The organism is Zobellella denitrificans (genome assembly GCF_002237365.1).
GTDB lineage: Bacteria > Pseudomonadota > Gammaproteobacteria > Enterobacterales > Aeromonadaceae > Oceanimonas > Oceanimonas denitrificans.
This window is the reverse complement of the sequence record NZ_NMUO01000005.1, coordinates 24035-43190: the sequence shown is the minus strand read 5'-3', so window position 1 is coordinate 43190 and position 19156 is coordinate 24035. Positions and strand designations below refer to the sequence as shown.

Sequence of the window (19156 nt, the reverse complement as noted above, 5' to 3'; positions counted from 1 at the left end):
GGACCCCTTGTGTTTGAGTGAGGGCAGCGATCCGCTGCCCGGGACTGGACTCATCTTACCGAGTGGTAACTTTGTGTTTTTTGATTGATATCACATGGTGTGTAAATTGTTAGCAATTTTATATTGATTTGTTAATAGATGCAAAGCTAACGTACAGACAAAGTCCGGTGTGGCCAGTGCGGCCCCCGGACTGCCAGGCCGGCCAAGCCGGTGTTTTTCACTCACAGGGAAGGTAGTAGATGATGAAACTCAAGACGGTAGCAGCCTGCCTGATGGCGGCTTCGTGCAGCCTGATGGCACAACCGGCGATGGCGGAAAAGGTGGTGCGCTGGGCCCAGCAGTCGGATATCCCCACCCTGGACCCTTACGCCTTCGCCTCGACCCCGGCCCTGGCGTTCCAGAACCATATCTATGAAGGCCTGGTGCAATGGAACGAGCAACTGGAGATGGAAGGGGCCCTGGCCACCCGTTGGGAGCAACGGGACGACACCACCCTGCGCTTCTACCTGCGTGAAGGGGTCCGCTTCCACAACGGTAACGACTTCAATGCCGACGACGTGGTCGCCTCCATCGCCCGGGTCACCCACCCGGACTCCGGCATCCGCGGCAACGCCTCTTCCATCAAGGAGGCGGTGAAGGTGGACGAGTACACCGTCGATATCCGGCTGAGCTCCAAATCTCCCATCGCCCTCAACGAGCTGAGCGGCATCCTGATGATGGACAAGGAATGGATGGAAGAGCACCGGGCGCTGGAGCCCACCAGCATGAGCAAGGGCACCGAAGGCTACGCCACCAACAACACCAACGGCACCGGCCCCTTCCGGCTGGAAAGCCGCCGGCGTGACGCCGAGATGGTGCTGGTGAAGAATGCGGACTGGTGGAACGGCGACCAGGCGCAGCACAATATCGATCGCATCATCTACAAGCCGGTGTCATCCGACGCTACCCGCCTGGCCGGCATCCTGGCCGGGGAGTTCGATCTGGTGAGCGACGTCCCCCTGCAGGACCTGCCCCGGCTGGAGAAGGAAAAGCGCGTGGAGGTCATGGTCCGGCCCTCGCTGCGGGTGATCTTCCTGTCCCTGAACATGGCCGATGAGCTGAACGCGGGCAATGTGGACGGCAAGAACCCGCTCCAGGACCGGCGGGTGCGCGAGGCCATGCACATGGCAATCGACCGGGAGGCGATCGTCAAGAAGATCATGCGCGGCATGACCGACGTGGCCAACACCTTCGTGGCCCCGGCCATCGCCGGCTTCGACGCCGAACGCGGGGTCGAACTCGGCTACGATCCCGAGCGGGCCAAGGCGCTGCTGGCCGAGGCCGGCTACCCGAAGGGCTTCAAGCTGGCCTTCGACTGCGAGCAGGGCTACTACCTCAATGCGGAGCAATGGTGCCAGGCGGTGCAGCGCTACTGGGCGCGGATCGGCATCGACAGCAGCCTCAACGTGCATCCGCGCAGCGTCTATTCCCAGATCCGCGACAACGGCCGTACCGACGTGGCGGTACTGGGGTGGGCCAACCTGCCCCTGTACGATGCCTACAGCATCAACCAGCAACTGCTCCACTCCCGCGACGGCGGCATCTACGGCGCCTTCAATATCCCCCGCTTCAAGAACGACACCATAGACCGGCTGATCGAGCAGTCCAACACCGAGCTGGATCAGCAGATCCGGGCCGATCTGATGGGCGAGGTGCTGGCGCTGGCCCAGCAGGAACTGCCTTTCCTGCCCCTGCACTTCGAGCCGGTGGCCTGGGCGACCTCCGACAAGCTGTCGATCACCCAGAACCCGGACAACGTGGTACGGCTCTGGTACGCCAGCCTGAACTAGGACAAGGGGGCCCGCGGGCCCTCATTTCCCATCAAAGGAGTGAACTATGTTGGCTTTTATTATCCAGCGCTTGATCCAGGCCTGCGGGCTGATGCTGTCGGTGGCCTTGATCGCCTTCGTGATGTTCCAGTTCGTCGGCGATCCGGTCGACAACATGCTGCCCGAGAGCGCCACCCCGCTGGAGCGGGAAGAGCTGCGGGAAAAGCTGGGTCTTAACGATTCCGTCATTACCCAGTACGCCCGCTTCGTGGGCAACATCGCCCAGGGCGATTTTGGCATTTCCTACTACAACAAGATGGAAGTGCTCAACCTGATCACCGAGCGGTTGCCCGCCACCCTGGAGCTGGTGTTCGTCGCCGTGATCATCTCCCTGGCGGTGGGATTGCCGGCGGGGGTCTGGGTCTCGCTGTCGCGCAACAAGTGGCTCACCAGCCTGGTGCAGACCATTTCCCTGGTAGGGGTGTCGCTGCCCAGCTTTATCGCCGGCATCGCCCTTATCATCATCTTCTCCGTCTGGCTGGGCTGGCTGCCGTCCCACGGCCGGGGCGAGGTGATGGATCTCGGCTGGTGGAGCACCGGATTGTTCAGCAAGTCGGGCTGGGCCTCCATCATATTGCCGGCCCTGTCCCTGGCGCTGTTCATGATCACCATGATCATGCGCCTGGTGCGCAGCGAGATGAAGGAGGTGCTGCGCACCGACTACATCAAGTTCGCCAAGGCCCGCGGCATCCGCCAGCGCAGCATCAACTACGGCCATGCCCTGCGCAACTCCCTGCTGCCGGTGATCACCATCGTCGGCCTGCAGATCGGGGGGCTGATCGCCTTCGCCGTGGTCACCGAGACGGTGTTCCAGTGGCCGGGCATGGGGCTGTTGTTTATCCAGGCGGTGAACTACGTGGATATACCGGTGATCTCTGCTTATCTGGTGTTCATCTCCCTGATCTTCATCTGCATCAATACCCTGGTCGACATCCTCTACCGGGTGATAGATCCGCGCATGAAATCCAGCAACCATTAAGGACGAGGTAACCCATGGATATCGATACCGTCTCCAAACCGGCACCGGCCGCCGAGGGCAAGGCGTCCCGGCCCGGCTATGCGACGCGCCTGTGGCAGGGCTGGCTGGCCTTCGTGGACAGCGATCTGTGCTACAACTTCCGCACTTCCCGGCTGACGGTGGTGGCCACGGCGGTGCTGGCGCTGCTGCTGTTCGCCGGCATCTGCGCGCCTTTGCTGTCCCACTACAACCCCTTCGACATGGCCGCCTTCGATCTGATGGACTCGGAACTGCCCCCGGCCTGGGTGGAAAGCGGCGAGGCCCGCTTCTGGCTGGGCACCGACATCCAGGGACGGGACGTCTACTCGCTGATCCTCTACGGCCTGCGGGTGTCCCTGATCGTCGGCTTTATCAGCGTGCTCTGCGCCATGGCCCTGGGTGTTACCCTGGGGGTGGTCAGCGGCTATTTCGGCGGCACCGTCGACGCCCTGATCATGCGCCTGGCGGACGCCATGCTGAGCTTTCCCACCATCATGTTCGCCCTGCTGGTGAGCGGCGCGGCCCGGGGCCTGCTGCCCCAGGAGATGCACGAGCAGATGGCGGTGTACATCATCGTCATCTCCATCACCCTCACCGGCTGGATGCAGTACGCCCGCACCGTGCGCGGCTGCACCCTGCTGGAAGGCCACAAGGAATACGTGCAGGCCGCCAAGGTCATGGGCAGCGGCAACCTGCGCATCATGTTCCTGCACATACTGCCGAACGTGCTGAGCCCGGTGCTGGTGCTGGCCACCCTGCACCTGGCGCTGGCGGTGCTCACCGAGGCCACCCTGTCCTTCCTCGGGGTGGGCATGCCGCCCAACCAGCCGTCCCTCGGCACCCTGATCAACGAGGGCAACAAGTACCTGTTCTCCGGCCAGTGGTGGGTGGTGGTGTTCCCCTCCCTGGTGCTGGTGGTGCTGGCGCTGTCGGTCAACCTGGTGGGCGACTGGCTGCGCGACGCCCTCAACCCCAAGCTGCGTTAAGGAGCACAACATGGCGAATGGAAGCAACAACAGTGGCGAGGTGGTGCTGCAGGTCGAGGATCTGTGCATCGAATTCAGCCATCGCAAGGGCAACCTCAAGGCGATCCAGCAGGTGTCCTTCGAGATGCGGGCGGGCGAAATCCTCGGGGTGGTGGGCGAGTCGGGGGCCGGCAAGTCCCTTACCGGCTCGGCCATCACCGGCCTGCTCGAGCCGCCGGGACGGATCGCCTCGGGGCAGATCCGCCTCTACGGCCAGCGCATCGACGATCTGGACGAGGAGCGGCGCCGGCTGCTGCGCGGCAAGGAGATCGGGGCCATCTTCCAGGATCCCCTGACCAGCCTGAACCCGGTGATGACGGTGGGCAAGCAGCTGATCGAGACCATCCAGACCCACCTGCCCCTGTCCTACCAGGCGGCGCGGGACAAGGCGCTGAAGCTGATGCAGGAAGTGGGCATACCGGCGGCGGAGCAGCGCATCGATCAGTATCCGCACCAGTTTTCCGGCGGCATGCGCCAGCGCATCGTGATCGCCCTGGCGCTGTGCGTCGAGCCCAGGGTGATCATCGCCGACGAGCCGACCACGGCCCTGGACGTGTCGGTGCAGGCCCAGGTGCTGCAACTGCTTAGGCGGCTGTGCAAGCAGCACCAGGCTTCGGTGATGCTGGTGACCCACGACATGGGGGTGATCGCCGAGATCTGCGATCGGGTGGCGGTGATGTACGCCGGCCGGCTGGTGGAAATCGGCCCGGTCGAGGCGGTGCTCAAGGCGCCGCACCACCCCTATACCGCCGGGCTGATGGCCTCCATCCCCCGCATCGGGGTGCGCGAACCCAGGCTGTCCCAGATCCCCGGCGCCATGCCCCGGCTCAACGCCATCCCCCCGGGCTGCGCCTTCAATCCGCGCTGCCCGCACAGCGGGGCCGAATGCCGGCAGCAGGCGCCGGTGCTGGAAAAAGTGGGGGACTCCCGGGTCGCCTGTTTGAAAGTCAAGCAAGAGGAGCTGGCATGATGAGCGAGATGATCACCGGGACCGAGCTGGTAGAGGTACGCAACCTGCATATCAAGTTCGATATTTCCAGGCCCTTTATCCATCGCCTGCTGAACCGGGCGGAAAAAACCTATGTGCACGCGGTGCGCGGCATCGACTTCCAGATCCGCAGGGGCGAAACCTTCAGCCTGGTGGGGGAGTCCGGCTGCGGCAAGTCGACGGTGGCCCGGCTGCTGTCGGGCCTGTACCGGCCGACCGAGGGCGACATCAGCTACCAGGGCACCCGGCTGGCGACGGCCAGCCGCGAGCAGCGCCAGTATATCCGCCGCCGCTGCCAGATGATCTTCCAGGATCCCTTCGCCAGCCTCAATCCGCGCTGGAAGGTGGAGCGCATCGTGGCCGAGCCGCTGGTGCTGTTCGGCATGATCAACGGCCGGGAGCAAGGCCGGCGCCGGGTGGGGCAACTGCTGGAGCAGGTGGGGCTGGCGGCCTCGGACATGGACAAGTTCCCCCACGAGTTCTCCGGCGGCCAGCGCCAGCGCATCTCCATCGCCCGGGCCCTGGCCGGCGAGCCCGAGTTTCTGATCTGCGACGAGCCCACCTCGGCCCTGGACGTGTCGGTGCAGGCCCAGGTGCTCAACCTGATGAAGGATCTGCAGCAGGAGCTGGGCCTGACCTACCTCTTTATCAGCCACGACATGTCGGTGGTGTCCCACTTTTCCGACCGGGTCGGCATCATGTACCTGGGCCGGCTGGTGGAGGTGGGCACGGTGGAGGAGGTGTTCAACCGGCCCCGCCATCCCTATACCCGCATGCTGATGGACGCCATTCCCAGCATGGAGGTGATCCACAAGGAGCGGACCCCGGTCACCGGTGAGGTGCCCAACCCGATTTCGCCTCCTTCGGGTTGCGCCTTCCACCCGCGCTGCCGTTTCGCCACCGAGCAGTGCAGGCAGGCCGCCCCGGCGGCGCGGGAGTTCAGCGCCACCCAGCAGGTGGCCTGCCACCATCCCCTCAGCCTGGGCTGAGCCGGAACCCCGGCTGGTGAAGCACTGAAAGCCTGTTTAAGGTCTTTGCGAAGCTTGTCTGTAACGACTCAGCAAAGAGTCAACAGGGCCACCTCCACCGACACGCTGTGAATACATCCCTGTACGCTCGCACATGCCATCCCTGGCATGTGACGGTCGGTGGAGGCAACCCTGTTGCCTCTTTCAAGCCCCGATGTCGTCCGATGGTGATACCAACAGGAGGTACCGAAACATTGGGGAGGACAAAGGGTACTGCTCCGCCGACCCTCCGCGTCAGGGATGGCGCGGCGGAGCCCCCAGGGAGGGGTTTACGGCGTGTCGGTGGAGTAGTGCGCTTTGGCCGAGTACTGTAGATCTACAACGGTTTTTTAAAGCCGGCCCTGCGGCTTGTGGCCGCCGGGCCGGCTTTATTTCGAGCCTGTCAGCCCAGCGGCAGCACCGTGGTGTGCTTGAGTTTGTCGAGCAGGATATTGGAGCGGATGTTGGACACCGTCTTCAGGTTGAGCAGCTGGTGCATCATAAAGTCGGACAGGCTCTTGAGATCGGTGGCCACCACCTTCAGCATGTAGTCGGCGTCGCCGGTGACGCTCCAGCATTCCAGCACCTGGGGAAAGTGCTGGATGGCCTGGTGGAATTCGTCGGCGATGCGCTCGCCGTGCTTGCCCAGGGTCACGCTGATCAGCGCGGTCACGTGCAGCCCCACCTTCTCCGGGTCCACCTGGGCCACGTATTTCTGCACCACCCCCAGCTCTTCCAGCTTCTGCCGCCGGCGCTGGCACTGGGACGGGGAGAGGTGGATGAGTTCCGACAGCTCCACGTTACTCAGCCGGCCATTCTCCTGCAGCGCCTGCAGCAGGCGGGCGTCCTGGCGGTCCAGTTCGATTTCGTGCGCCTTTCTCACGGTGATCCCTTCTTTGATGCAACATTCACGCAAAAAACTAAACTTTAATGTAACAACTTGCAAACAAAATGTGTGGGCATTGCCTTATGCTGTTTCCATTGCATCGAAGCATGAACCAATGGAACAAGGCGATTAAGGAGAAGAATCATGATGTCTGAAGCGATTTCACCGGAAAAATCCTCTTTGTGGGACAACCCCCTGGGCACCGATGGCTTCGAGTTCGTGGAGTACGCCTCCAGCGAGCCGGAGCAACTGGCGCAACTGTTCGAACGGCTGGGCTTTGTCGCCATCGCCCGCCACCGCAGCAAGAACGTGACCCTCTACCGCCAGGGTGACATCAACTTTATCCTCAACGCCGAGCCCAACAGCCAGGCGGAGCAGTTCGCCCGCATCCATGGTCCCTGCGCCAACGCCATGGCGTTCCGGGTGAAGGACGCGGCCCAGGCCATCAAGCAACTGGCCGCCAACGGCGCCAGGGTGGTGGCCTCCGGCGCCGGTCCCATGGAACTGCAGATCCCGGCCATCGAGGGCATCGGTGGCTCCCTCATCTACCTGGTGGACCGCTACGGCGAGCAGAGCATCTACGACGTGGACTTCCGCCCCATTCCGGGCGTGGACCAGCACCCCCAGGGCGTGGGCCTGACCTACATCGACCACCTCACCCACAACGTGGCCATGGGCAACATGAATCTCTGGGCCGGTTTCTACGAGAAGCACTTCAACTTCCGCGAGATCCGCTACTTCGACATCGAGGGCAAGCTCACCGGGCTCAAGTCCCGGGCCATGACCAGCCCCTGCGGCAAGATCCGCATTCCGATCAACGAGTCCGCCGACGAAAAGAGCCAGATCGAGGAGTTCCTGCACCAGTACAAGGGCGAGGGCATCCAGCATATCGCCCTGGGCACCAACGACATCTACCGCACGGTGGAAACCCTGCGTGACGGCGGCATGAGCTTTATGGCCACCCCCGACACCTACTACGAGAAGCTGGACGCCCGCCTGCCCGGCCACGGCGAGGATCTGGCCCGGCTGCGCAAGAACCATATCCTGATGGACGGGGCGCCGACCCAGGGCCAGGGGCTCCTGCTGCAGATCTTCACCGACACCGTGATCGGCCCGATCTTCTTCGAAATCATCCAGCGCAAGGGTAACGAAGGCTTCGGCGAGGGCAATTTCCAGGCCTTGTTCGAGTCTATCGAGGAGGATCAAATCCGTCGAGGCGTGCTCAAGGCCGAATAATCTCTAATTTTTTACCACAGCCATTTTTTCAATCGGGAAGATGGTGGCAAAATAGCAGGACATACTGTCAGCCATACTTTACACCTTTAGCTGGGGTGGCTGACGTTGTCCTAATACAGCTAAAGGAGGAGAAGCTGTGTCTGTGGTGGCAACCAATGTTCAGGGTAAAGAGAGCGCCGGCGTGACCCCGGCCCTGTGGTCCAGCCGTTTCGTGTTTATCATGGCGGCGGTGGGCTCGGCGGTGGGCCTCGGCAATATCTGGAAGTTCCCCTATATCACCGGCCAGAACGGCGGTGGTGCCTTCGTGCTGGTGTATCTGATCTGCATCGCCATCATCGGCATCCCCATCATGATGTCGGAAGTCATGCTGGGCCGGCGCGGCGGCAAGAGCCCCATCGGCACCATGGGCGCGGTGGCGGCGGCCGAAGGGCGCAGCCGGAACTGGGCCGGGGTCGGCATCATGGCCACCCTGGCGGCTTTTTTGATCCTCTCCTTCTACAGCGTGATCGCCGGCTGGACCATGCCCTATATCGTGGAGGCGGCCAAGGGCGGCTTTGCCGGCATAGCGGCGGAGGATTCCGGCGCCATGTTCGGTGGCCTGCTGGCCTCGCCGGGCCAGTTGCTGCTGTGGCACTCGGTGTTCATGGGGCTGACGGTGCTGGTGTCCGCCGGCGGCGTCAAGCACGGCCTGGAGCGGGCGGTGTCCTGGCTGATGCCGGCGCTGTTCGTGCTGCTGCTGATCCTGGTGGGCTACGCCATGACCACCGGCCACTTCGGCGAGGCGCTGGTGTTCCTGTTCCGGCCCGACTTCTCCAGCCTGACCGCCGAGTCCATACTGGTGGCCCTGGGCCATGCCTTCTTCACCCTGAGCCTGGCCAGCGGCGCCATGATGGCCTACGGCGCCTACCTGAAGAAGGACGTGTCCATCGCCCGTACCTCCTTCACTGTGGCCATCATGGATGTGTGCGTGGCCCTGCTGGCGGGGCTGGCCATCTTCCCGGTGGTGTTCGCCCACGGCCTGCAGCCGGGCGAGGGCCCGGGCCTTATCTTCGTGACCCTGCCGGTGGCCTTCGGCCAGATGCCGGGCGGCGGCTTCTTCGCCACCCTGTTCTTCGTGCTGCTGCTGTTCGCGGCCTGGACCTCCTCCATCTCCATGCTGGAATCCCTGGTGCGCTTCCTCGAAGAGAAGGGCGTGGGCCGGGTCAAGGCGGCGGTGGGCGGCGGCCTGGCGGCCTGGCTGGTGGGCATCACCACAGTGCTGTCGTTGAACCTCTGGTCCGACTTCGCACCCCTGGCCATGTTCGAACGTTTCGAGGGCAAGACCCTGTTCGACATCTACGACTACCTCACCGCCAACATCATGATGCCGCTCGGCGCCCTGCTGACCGCCATCTTCGTGGGCTGGGTGATGAAGCCGGAGCACTCGGCGGCCGAGCTGGGCGGGCAGTGGCATGCCCTCTGGCATGCGGTGGTGCGCTACGTTACCCCCATCGGCGTGCTGGTGATCTTCTACTTCAACCTGTTCTGACCTTGCAGGCTTCAAATGAAGCCATGAGATAGCGGGCGGGTACCGTTAAGCAGACCCTTCGCGCCAGGGATGGCGCGACGGAGCCCCCAGGGAGGGGTTTACGGCGAGTCTGCGTACGGTGCCCGGCCGGTATGCACATTACTTAACTTCTCCCTGATATGTATTGATGGCCTTTGCCGGTCAGGGATCCCTATTGCCTGTAAAACGGAGTAATCAACGGATGAAAGCACTGCTTACCCAATTCGAGCGGAAAAACCCGGAAATCGTGTTCGAGTGGCACGACAGCGAGACCGAGGCCAAGGGCTGGGTGGTGATCAACTCCCTGCGCGGCGGGGCGGCTGGCGGCGGCACCCGCATGCGCAAGGGGCTGGATCGCCACGAGGTGGAGTCCCTGGCCAAGACCATGGAAGTGAAGTTCGCGGTGTCGGGCCCGGCCATCGGCGGCGCCAAGTCGGGTATCGACTTCGACCCGGCCGATCCGCGCCGGGACGGGGTGCTGGCGCGCTGGTTCCAGGCGGTGGCGCCGCTGCTGAAAAGCTATTACGGCACCGGCGGCGATCTCAACGTGTGCGAGGTGAAGGACGTGGTGCCGCTGACCGAGCGCCACGGCATCTGGCATCCCCAGGAGGGGGTGGTCAACGGCCACTTCAAGCCCACGGTGAGCGAGCAGATCCAGAAGCTGGGCCAGCTGCGCCTGGGGGTGGCCAAGGTGGTGGAAGACGGCCGCTACAGCCCGGCGCCTGCGCGCAAGTACAAGGTGGCGGACCTCATCACCGGCTGGGGCCTGGCCGAGTCGGTGCGCCACTACTACCGCATCTGGGGCGGGCAACTCGCCGGCAAGCGGGTCATGGTGCAGGGCTTCGGCAACGTGGGGGCGGCGGCGGCCTGTTACCTGGCCCAGGAAGGCGCCTGCATCGTCGGCATCATGGATGCCGACGGCGGCGTGGTGGCGCCAGAGGGGCTCGGCGTCGAGCAGCTGAAGGCGCTCTATCTGGGCCGCCAGGGCAACCGGCTGGCGGGGCCCGGGGTGGTGAGTTTCGAACAGGCCCAGGCCGCCTTCTGGCAGTTGGAGGCCGAGGTGTTCCTGCCCTGCGCCGCCTCCCGCCTGGTCAGCGCCGAGCACCTGGCGGCCCTGGCGGACAACGGCGTGGAGCTGATCGCCTGCGGCGCCAACGTGCCCTTCAGGGATCAGGAGATCTTCTACGGCCCGGTCTACCAGCAGGCGGACGAACGGCTTAGCGTTATCCCGGATTTTATCGGCAACTGCGGCATGGCCCGGGCCTTCGCCTTCCTGATGGAAACCGAGCAGGAGATCTCCGACGAGGCCATCTTCCGGGACGTGTCCGAGCGCATCCGCGGCGCCCTGCAGCGGGTGCACAACCACAGCAGCCGCACCACCGGCATCGCCGCCACCGCCCTGGAGCTGACCCTGAAGGAGCTGATGGGGGACTAGAGCACCGATCGGTTTAAAACGTGAGCAGTGCGATATCTCACCTGTAGGCGCCCGGTTACATGGCGCAAACCTGCAAAGGGCGGGGAATGCGGAAATTGGGCATCCTTGCCCGCCGGTTTGTGCTGGCTCATGCCGGTTTGTGCCGGTTCATGCCAGCTAAAGCGGCATCTACAGCGGCATCCACAGCGGTATCTACAGCAGCTCGGTGCCACCCTCATGCGGGCGGGCCGCCCGCGCCCCAAGAGTCGGTGCCGCCTGATTTTTAAACTATATGGTGCGCTGGTCAGCGATACCTCCAGCTTCCAGCTTACAACCCGTACCGCTCGATCTTTTTCAGCAGGCCCTGGCGCGACAGCCCCAGGGCCTGGGCGGCATGGGTGCGGTTGTTGTCGTGGCGGGCCAGGGCCTCGGTGATCAGCGCTATCTCCAGGGCCCGCACCTGGGCCTCCAGGCTGTCGCCGGCGGCGGCCTGGGCCGGGCCGGGTTTGGCGTCCGGGTAGAGCAGGGCGATGTCCTCCAGGCGGATGACGCCGCCCCGGGCGATGGCGGCCACGCTGTCCAGCGCGCTTTTCAGCTCGCGCACATTGCCCGGCCAACGGCGGTGGATAAACCAGTTGAAGGCCTCGGTGTCCGGGCGCAGCGGCGGCTGGCCCCGGGCCTGCAGTTCGAGGAAGTGGCTGACCAGCAGCGGAATGTCCTCCGGGCGCTCGTCCAGGGGACGGGTCTCTATGGTCACCCCCTTGATGCGGTAGTAGAGATCCTCGCGGAATTCGCCCCTTTTCACCTTTTCCGGCAGGTCCGCGTTGGTGGCGGAGATCACCCGCACGTCTATGGTTTCCAGGCTGCGCCCGCCCACCGGGTAGTAGCTGCCTTCCTGCAGCACCCGCAACAGCTTGACCTGCATCGCCAGCGGCATGTCGCCGATTTCGTCGAGGAAGAGGGTGCCGCCGTCGGCCAGCTTGAGCAGGCCGTCCCGGGCCTTGTCGGCGCCGGTGAAGGCGCCCCTGGTGTGGCCGAACAGCTCGCTTTCGAGCAGCTCGGCGGGAATGGCGCCGCAGTGCACCGAAATAAAGGGCCCCCGGGCGCGCTGGCTGAGATCGTGGATGGCGCGGGAGATCACCTCCTTGCCGGTGCCCGAGGGGCCGGTCACCAGCACCCGCACGTCGGTGGGGGCGATGCGTTGCACCAGGGCGCGGATGTTCTCCATGGAAGGGGAGGCGCCGATCAGGCTGGCCAGCGGCGGCTGGCGGCGCTGCTTCAGGCTGTTCAGCTCGCGCACCAGCTGGTGCTTGGTGAGGGCCCGGCGCACCACCACCGCCAGCATGTCCGGATCGATGGGCTTGGCCAGAAAGTCCCAGGCGCCCTGGCGCAGGGCCTCCAGCGCCAGCTCCCGCTCGCCGTGGCCGGTGAGGATGATCACCGGACGGTCGATGAACTGGGGCAGGGCCGCCAGGGTGTGGTGGGGATCGAAATGGGGCGGCAGCGACAGGTCGAGCAGGACCAGATCGGCGTCGAATTGCTGCAACTGGTCGCGCAACCCGTTGAGATCGGCGCAGTCCTTCACCTCGTAGCCCTCGGCCTCCAGCCACTGGGCGCAGAGGGTGCGGAAGGCGGGTTCGTCGTCGACCAGCAGGATGCGCGGGATCATGAGTGCTTCTCCTCGGGAAAATACAGTTCGAAGGTCACCGGCCAGCCCAGATCCTGGCGGTGGCGGACATGGCCGCCGTGGGCCTCCATGATGCGCTGGACGATGGCCAGCCCCAGGCCGCTGCCGCCGCTGCGCTTGCCGACGAAGGGGCGGAACAGCCGCTCGCCGAGTTCGGGATCGATCAGGGGGCCGTTGTTGTGCACCCGCACCAGGCCGGGCCTGTCCCCCGCCTCGACGCAGATGCGCCCGCCGGGCCGGTTGCGCACGAAGGCCAGGGCGTTGTCCACCAGGTTCACCACCACCTGCTGCAGCCGGTAGGGGTCGGCCCACAGCCGGTAGTCGGCCGGCAGTTGGTGCTCGAAGGCGGTGCCCTGCCAGTCGAACTGGGGCCTGAGGCTGTCGAGCAGGGCGGCGAGGGGAATGGCCTGGCACTGCACCTGGATGCGGCCGGAATAGGCCAGCATGTCCGAGATCAGCCGATCGGCGCGTTTCAGTTGGGCCTGGATCATCTCCTTGCGGCTGGCCTCCAGGCCGGCGGTGGCCATGGAGATGATGTTGAGCGGGTTGCGCAACTCGTGGGCCATGGCCGCCGACAGTCCGCCCAGCTCCACCAGGTGCTGCTCCGACAGCCGCCGGCGCTCGGCTTCCGCCAGTTGCAGGGAGCGTTCCAGCAGGCCGCAGCGGGTGGCCAGCAGGGAGGCGAACACCTCCGCCGCCAGGCGCAGGCCCGGGGTCACGTCCTCGAAGCCCTGTAGCCGGGCCTGCCAGCCCTGGGGCTGGTGCCGGCACTGGATGCAGGGGCCGGCGGGCAGGGCCTGGGCCGACTCGCCTTCGGGCGTGAAGCGGATGGCCACCGGCTGGCCCATCTGGCGCGAGATCAGCCCGGCGGCGGCATTGGCCAGGCCGCTCCAGCTGCTGGCCTCGCCCAGGCGCTGCTGCCAGAGGGCGAGCAACTGCTCGTCGAGCCGGCTGCCCGGGTAGATCAGCCGCTCCACCAGCTTGCTCACCGGCTGGTACAGGGCCAGGGCCAGCATCAGCAGCAGCATGGAATAGAGCCACAGCTGCCACTTGGGCACGTTGGCCAGGGCCTGCATGCCGAACTGGCCGGCCATGGCGCTGAGCAGGGCGATCAGCCCCATCACCAGCGCCGTCATCAGGGTCCACAGCAGGGCCCGGTTGGCCCAGGCGTTGATTTCCAGCATCTGGTAGCGCACCACGCCGTAGACCAGCAGCACCACATAGCTCGGCAGCAGCAGCATGGGCCAGGGATACCAGTACAGGCCGAGGGAGGGGAAGATAAAGCTGGTGGCCAGCAGCAGCCCCCAGGCGCCGGCGGCGAACATGGCGGCGATGGAGCGGCGGCGGTTGCCGCTGTGGATGCGCAGGCCCCACAGCAGCAGGGCGTGGGCCAGCACCCCGATGGCGATGGTGTAGGCGATGTTGAACCAGCCGATGCCCTGGAACACGAAGTAGTGGGCGAAGGGGCCGAAGGCGATGACGCCGCCTCCCTCCAGCCAGAGGCTGGCCAGCAGCACCGCCAGGGCGGCCAGGTAGAGCAGGCCGCGGCCGCGGGCCAGGCGGTCGAGCCAGAGGCGGCGGCCCACGCCCTGGTTGACGAAGCCGACGGCGAAGTCGAGGAAGAAGGTGGGCATCAGGGGGTTGGCCAGGATCAGGGCGATGCCGAGCCGCTCCCAGCCGTGGAACACCGCCACGTGGCCGGCGCACCAGAGTGCCATCATCACGCCGAAGCCCGCCAGCGCCTTCATGCTGCGCCGGCGGCGGGCGCGCCAGTACAGCCAGGCGGACACCAGCAGGGCGCAGCCGCTGGTGAGGATCATCATCAGTTCGAAGGCGACATCCGGTGACATCGGCGGGCTCCAGGTGTAAATAAGGTTTACAGTTTACCGGCGAAAGACTGTAAACCTTGTTGTCGGTTTGGGCAAGTTTCCGCCGGTTTTTTGATCCAGAACAAGGCGGCGCAAGGTGTCGGACGTAGTGGCACGGTTTCTGCTTTATGGGGGTATCAACCCAGCGAGTGAGCAACAATAATGAACATGACCGCCTTACTGATTGAATTCTCGGCTATTTTTATCGTTCTGCTGTTAGCGACCCTGCCGGCCGCCGTCAACCGTTACCGTCGTTAAGGAGGAGCCATGGAGCTCGATTCCGCCCTGCTGTCGCGCATTCAGTTCGCGTTCACGGTCAGCTTCCACATCATCTTCCCGGCCATCACCATCGGCCTGGCCACCGCCATCGCCATCTGGGAAGGGCTCTGGCTGAAGACCCGCAACCCCATCTACTTCCAGTTGGCCAAGTTCTGGATCAAGCCCTTCGCCATCACCTTCGGCATGGGGGTGGTCAGCGGCATAGTGCTGTCCTACGAATTCGGCACCAACTTTTCCGAGTTCTCCGAAATCACCGGCCCGGTGCTGGGGCCGCTGATGGCCTACGAGGTGCTCACCGCCTTCTTCCTGGAGGCGGGCTTTCTCGGGGTTATGCTGTTCGGCTGGCAGCGGGTGAGCGAGCGGTTGCACTTCTTCGCCACCTGCGTGGTGGCGGTGGGTACCTGGCTTTCCGCCTTCTGGATCATCGCCGCCAACTCCTGGATGCAGACCCCGGCCGGTTACGAGATAGTGGACGGCCGCTTCGAGGTGGCCAGCTGGCTGGAGGTGATCTTCAACCCCTCCATGCCCTACCGGCTGGTGCACATGCTGCTGGCGGCCATGCTCAGCGCCACCTTCGTGATCGGCGGCGTCAGCGCCTGGTTCCTGCTCAAGGGGCGGGAGCAGGCCTTCGCCCGCAAGGGGTTGTCGATGGCGCTGTGGGCGGCGCTGATCCTGGCGCCGGTGCAGGCGCTGGTAGGCGATTTCCACGGCCTCAACGTCAAGGAGCACCAGCCCATCAAGCTGGCGGCGATGGAGGGCATCTGGCCCGAGCGGGAGGCCGGCGCGCCCCTGCTGCTGTTCGCGGTGCCGGACATGGAGAACGAGACCAACCGCTTCGAAATCGCCATTCCCAAGCTGGCGTCGCTGATCCTCACCCACGAGTGGGACGGGGAGCTGCAGGGGCTCAAGTCGGTGCCCGCCGACGAGCGCCCCAACGTGCCCCTGGTGTTCTATTCGTTCCGGCTGATGGTGGGCCTGGGCGTACTGATGATAGGCATAGCCCTTTGGGGGCTCTGGCTGCGCCGCGGGGGCCGGCTCTATGAACACCGGCCCTTCCTGCGGCTGGTGAACCTGATGATCCCCTCGGGGGTGCTGGCCACCCTGGCCGGCTGGTACGTGGTGGAGATCGGCCGCCAGCCCTGGCTGGTGCAGGGGCTGGTGCGCACCATGGAGGTGGTGTCGCCCTTGCCGGCGGAGCGGGTGCTGTTCTCGCTCACCCTGTTCGTGCTGACCTACAGCCTGCTGTTCTGCGTTTATCTGTATTTCATGGCCAAGCTGGTGCGCAAGGGGCCGCCGGACATGGCTCACCTGGAACAGCACCTGATCGGCGTCGACGCCCCCGGCTACGCCTTGGCCTGGGTGAAGCAACTGAAACACGACAAGGCGGAGGCATAACATGGATCTGGCATTGTTCTACTACCTGCTGCTGGGCTTTGCGGTACTGATGTACGTGGTGCTCGACGGCTTCGATCTCGGCCTCGGCATCCTCTATCCCTGGTTTCGGAGCGAGGCGGAGCGGGATCACATGATGCGCTCCATCTCCCACGTGTGGGACGGCAACGAAACCTGGCTGGTGTTCGGCGGCGTGGTGCTGTTCGCCGCCTTTCCCGCCGCCTACGCGGGCATACTGGCGACCCTGTACACGCCCATCATCATCATGCTGATCGGGCTCATCTTCCGGGGCGTGGCCTTCGAGTACCGCTTCAAGTCGCACCGCTCCAAGCCCTGGTGGGATCTGTCCTTTTGCCTCGGCTCCACCGTCGCCACCTTCTGCCAGGGCGCCATCCTCGGCGCCGTGGTGCAGGGGGTGGAGGCCGGTCCCGGCGAGCTGGGCGCGCTGGAGTGGCTGTCGCCCTTCAGCATCTTCACCGGCTTCGCGCTGATGGTGGCCTATGCCCTGCTGGCCTGCTGCTACCTGGTGATGAAGAGCCGGGACGAGATCATGGCCCGCGCCGCCCATCTCGGCCGCCAACTGGTGCTGGCGATCATGGCGATACTGGTGGTGGTGAGCCTGTGGACCCTGCTGGCCAATACCGAGGTGCGCACACGCTGGTTCGACGGCCTCAACTTCCTGTTCCTGCTGCCCCTGCCGCTGCTGAGCGCCCTGTTCGGCTGGCTGCTGTACCGGGATCTGGACGGCCAGCCCCACGAGACCCGGCCCTTCTGGCTGGCGGTGGGGCTGTTCCTCCTGGGCTTTATCGGCCTGGTGGTGGGGCTTTTCCCCTATCTCATCCCGCACCAGCTGACCCTGTGGGACGCCCGGGCGCCGGACTCCAGCCTGCTGTTCCTGCTGCCGGGGATCTTTATCTTCCTGCCCTTGATCTGCGCCTACACCCTGTGGGGCTACCGCATCTTCTCCGGCAAGGTCGAGGATTTCGAGGAGGGCTACTGATGAAGGGCAAGAACAGCTGGCTGTGGTTCGCCGGCCTCTACCTGGGCGGGGTGCTGGCCGTTACCCTGCTGGGCCTGGCCATCAAGCTGGCCCTGGGTATCTGAACGGAAAAGGCTCCCGCGGGAGCCTTTTTTATTTAAGTACAGCCTGGCAGCCGGATATTTTTAGCTTCCTGCTTCCGTTACACCAGCCAGAAGCCGGCGGCGAGCAGCGCCGCCAGGGTGAGGGCGCCGCCGATCAGCGCATAGGGCAACTGGGTCAGGGCATGATCCATGGTGTCGCAGCCGGCGCCCTGGGCGGACAGCACGGTGGAGTCGCTGAAGAAACAGGCGTGGCTGCCGAAGGCCGAGGCCGAGAGCAGGGCGCCCACCACCAGCGGCATGGGCACCGCCATGGCCTGGGCCAGGGGCACCACTATGGGCAGGGAGATCACGAACACCCCCCAGCTGGAGGCGGTGCTGAACACCACCAGCGCCATCACCAGGAACACCACCGCGGGCAGCAGGGCCGGGGTGAGGATGGGGGTGACGGTGTCGATGATGTATTGGGTCATGCCCAGCTGGTCGTTGACTTCCTTCAGGACGAAGCCGGCGCAGACGGTGGCGATGGGATACAGCATCACCTTGAAGCCGTCCAGGGTGGCGTCCACCTGCTGCTGGAACGACAGCAGCCGCTGCACCGAATAGAGCAGCATGGTGAAGCCCAGGGCCACCAGCACCCCTTTCAGCAGATCGATCTCGTACCAGGCGCTGGCGAGCACCAGCACCAGCATGGGCAGCAGGAAGTTGCCCAGGCCGAGCCAGGCGGGAGTATTCCGGCTCGGTTGAGCTTCTTCCTGGTCTTTCCAGCCGGTCGGCACCGGCTGGCCGGCCCGGGCGCGGGCTTCCGCCTGCTTCATGGCGCCCAGATCCGGCAGCCGGTTGGCCGCCACCAGCACCACCACCAGCAGGGCGGCCCAGCCGTAGAGCATGTAGGGAATGCTCTGGATATAAAGGGACATGCCCCGGCCACCGTCGGCGGCGCCGGAATCCTCCAGCAGGGAGGCGAAGAACACCGCCCAGGTGGAGATCGGCACCAGTATGCAGATGGGCGCGGCGGTGGAGTCCACTATGTAGGCCAGTTTTTCCCGGGAGATTTTGTAGGTATCGGTGATCTTCTTCATGGAGGAGGAAACGGCGAGGGAGTTGAGGTAGTCGTCGATAAACACCACCAGCCCCAGGCCGACGGTGCCGAACATGGCGCCGCTGGGAGACTTGATCAGCCGGGTCATGAAGTTGCCGAAGCTGTGCACGCCTCCGCCCCGGGCCAGCAGGTTGATAAGCCCGCCCATCATGCCGCACACCAGGATCAGCCAGGCGATGGTCTCGTCCATCATCACCGCCAGGGTCACGTCCGCCAGCGGGCTGACCAGATCGCCCGGATCCAGCAGCAGCAGGCCGAGCAGGGCGCCCGCCAGCAGGGATTCCACCGTCTTGCGGGTGAGCACCGCCATGGTGATCACCAGGGCGGCCGGCAGCAGGCTGAGCACGCCGTAGTCGCTGCCGGCCTCGTGGTTGAAGCCGAGCCAGGCAAAGCCCAGCGCCGCCACCAGGGCCACCGCCAGTCCACGCCACAGCGGCGGCCATTTTTCGGAGGGTTCGAGTACCAGGGTATCATCTCGTTGCATCGGTCTTGTCCTTGGTCGAGGGGCCGGCGATGGCGCCGGTCATGTCCCTATGGTTGTTCGCGGCAAGCCCGGGGCCGGCCGCACCGGCTCCGGTGGCAAAAGGCCCCTTGGGGCCGGTTGCCACCGGAAAAACGTGATAGTCCGCTCAGGGCCTGTTTGCGATCTTCCCGAGGCCAGTCTGTTGCAGCCCAGAGATAAGGCAGCAGGGCCGCCTCCGTCGACACGCTTCAAGCACATCCCTGTGACGCTCGGCACATGCCATCCCTGGCATGTGACGGTCGGCAGAGGCCATCCCTG

At 64.9% G+C, this 19156-nt stretch carries 14 protein-coding genes; 10 read left to right on the top strand and 4 right to left on the bottom strand.

All coding sequences use genetic code 11. The annotated features are described in order from the left end of the window. The first annotated feature begins 239 nt into the window (after positions 1 to 239). From CGX12_RS02240 to CGX12_RS02220, 5 genes are read left to right on the top strand one after another with little or no spacing between them, the layout of a single operon-like run. Positions 240 to 1829: an ABC transporter substrate-binding protein gene (locus tag CGX12_RS02240; protein WP_217898102.1), complete on the top strand. Its 1590-nt coding sequence runs from the start codon at positions 240 to 242 to the stop codon at positions 1827 to 1829. Positions 1830 to 1875: 46 nt separating this feature from the next. Further along, positions 1876 to 2847 carry an ABC transporter permease gene (locus CGX12_RS02235; protein ID WP_094038268.1) on the top strand — a complete coding sequence of 324 codons (972 nt, stop codon included), beginning with the start codon at positions 1876 to 1878 and terminating at the stop codon, positions 2845 to 2847. A gap of 14 nt (positions 2848 to 2861) precedes the next feature. Continuing rightward, a complete protein-coding gene (locus tag CGX12_RS02230) occupies positions 2862 to 3851 on the top strand; it encodes an ABC transporter permease (protein ID WP_094038267.1) in 990 nt (329 codons plus the stop codon). 10 nt (positions 3852 to 3861) lie between these two features. Then, on the top strand, positions 3862 to 4860 hold the full coding sequence (locus CGX12_RS02225) for an ABC transporter ATP-binding protein (protein ID WP_094038266.1): 999 nt from the start codon (positions 3862 to 3864) through the stop codon (positions 4858 to 4860). Further along, positions 4857 to 5867, top strand: coding sequence for an ABC transporter ATP-binding protein (locus CGX12_RS02220; RefSeq protein WP_254918181.1), 1011 nt, complete (start codon positions 4857 to 4859; stop codon positions 5865 to 5867). Before CGX12_RS02225 ends, CGX12_RS02220 begins: the two co-directional genes overlap by 4 nt. A 421-nt stretch (positions 5868 to 6288) precedes the next feature. On the opposite strand, the gene CGX12_RS02215 is transcribed toward CGX12_RS02220, so the two are convergent. Then, positions 6289 to 6768 (bottom strand): Lrp/AsnC family transcriptional regulator, encoded by a 480-nt coding sequence (locus CGX12_RS02215; RefSeq protein ID WP_198401745.1) that lies wholly within the window; start codon positions 6766 to 6768, stop codon positions 6289 to 6291. A gap of 147 nt (positions 6769 to 6915) precedes the next feature. On the opposite strand from CGX12_RS02215, the gene hppD reads away from it, so the two are divergent. From hppD to CGX12_RS02200, 3 genes are all read left to right on the top strand, one after another. Then, a complete protein-coding gene (hppD, locus tag CGX12_RS02210) occupies positions 6916 to 8007 on the top strand; it encodes a 4-hydroxyphenylpyruvate dioxygenase (protein WP_408645724.1) in 1092 nt (363 codons plus the stop codon). 136 nt (positions 8008 to 8143) lie between these two features. Continuing rightward, positions 8144 to 9535: a sodium-dependent transporter gene (locus CGX12_RS02205; RefSeq protein ID WP_232513331.1), complete on the top strand. Its 1392-nt coding sequence runs from the start codon at positions 8144 to 8146 to the stop codon at positions 9533 to 9535. Positions 9536 to 9755: 220 nt separating this feature from the next. Further along, positions 9756 to 10988: a Glu/Leu/Phe/Val dehydrogenase dimerization domain-containing protein gene (locus CGX12_RS02200; protein WP_094038264.1), complete on the top strand. Its 1233-nt coding sequence runs from the start codon at positions 9756 to 9758 to the stop codon at positions 10986 to 10988. Between the two features lie 307 nt (positions 10989 to 11295). On the opposite strand, the gene CGX12_RS02195 is transcribed toward CGX12_RS02200, so the two are convergent. Both CGX12_RS02195 and CGX12_RS02190 read right to left on the bottom strand, forming a co-directional pair. Continuing rightward, positions 11296 to 12636, bottom strand: a complete 1341-nt coding sequence (locus tag CGX12_RS02195) for a sigma-54-dependent transcriptional regulator (protein WP_094038263.1) — start codon at positions 12634 to 12636, stop codon at positions 11296 to 11298. After that, positions 12633 to 14504 (bottom strand): sensor histidine kinase, encoded by a 1872-nt coding sequence (locus CGX12_RS02190; protein WP_094038262.1) that lies wholly within the window; start codon positions 14502 to 14504, stop codon positions 12633 to 12635. The genes CGX12_RS02195 and CGX12_RS02190 overlap by 4 nt, the downstream gene beginning before the upstream one ends. A 285-nt stretch (positions 14505 to 14789) precedes the next feature. Between CGX12_RS02190 and CGX12_RS02185 the strand changes: the two genes are divergently transcribed. After that, positions 14790 to 16196 (top strand): cytochrome ubiquinol oxidase subunit I, encoded by a 1407-nt coding sequence (locus CGX12_RS02185; protein ID WP_094038261.1) that lies wholly within the window; start codon positions 14790 to 14792, stop codon positions 16194 to 16196. 1 nt (position 16197) lies between these two features. Continuing rightward, positions 16198 to 17193, top strand: a complete 996-nt coding sequence (locus CGX12_RS02180) for a cytochrome d ubiquinol oxidase subunit II (RefSeq protein WP_094038260.1) — start codon at positions 16198 to 16200, stop codon at positions 17191 to 17193. Positions 17194 to 17374: 181 nt separating this feature from the next. Here CGX12_RS02180 and CGX12_RS02175 read toward each other — a convergent pair whose 3' ends face one another. Continuing rightward, positions 17375 to 18859 carry a Na+/H+ antiporter NhaC family protein gene (locus CGX12_RS02175; RefSeq protein WP_094038259.1) on the bottom strand — a complete coding sequence of 495 codons (1485 nt, stop codon included), beginning with the start codon at positions 18857 to 18859 and terminating at the stop codon, positions 17375 to 17377. Between the last annotated feature and the right edge of the window lie 297 nt (positions 18860 to 19156).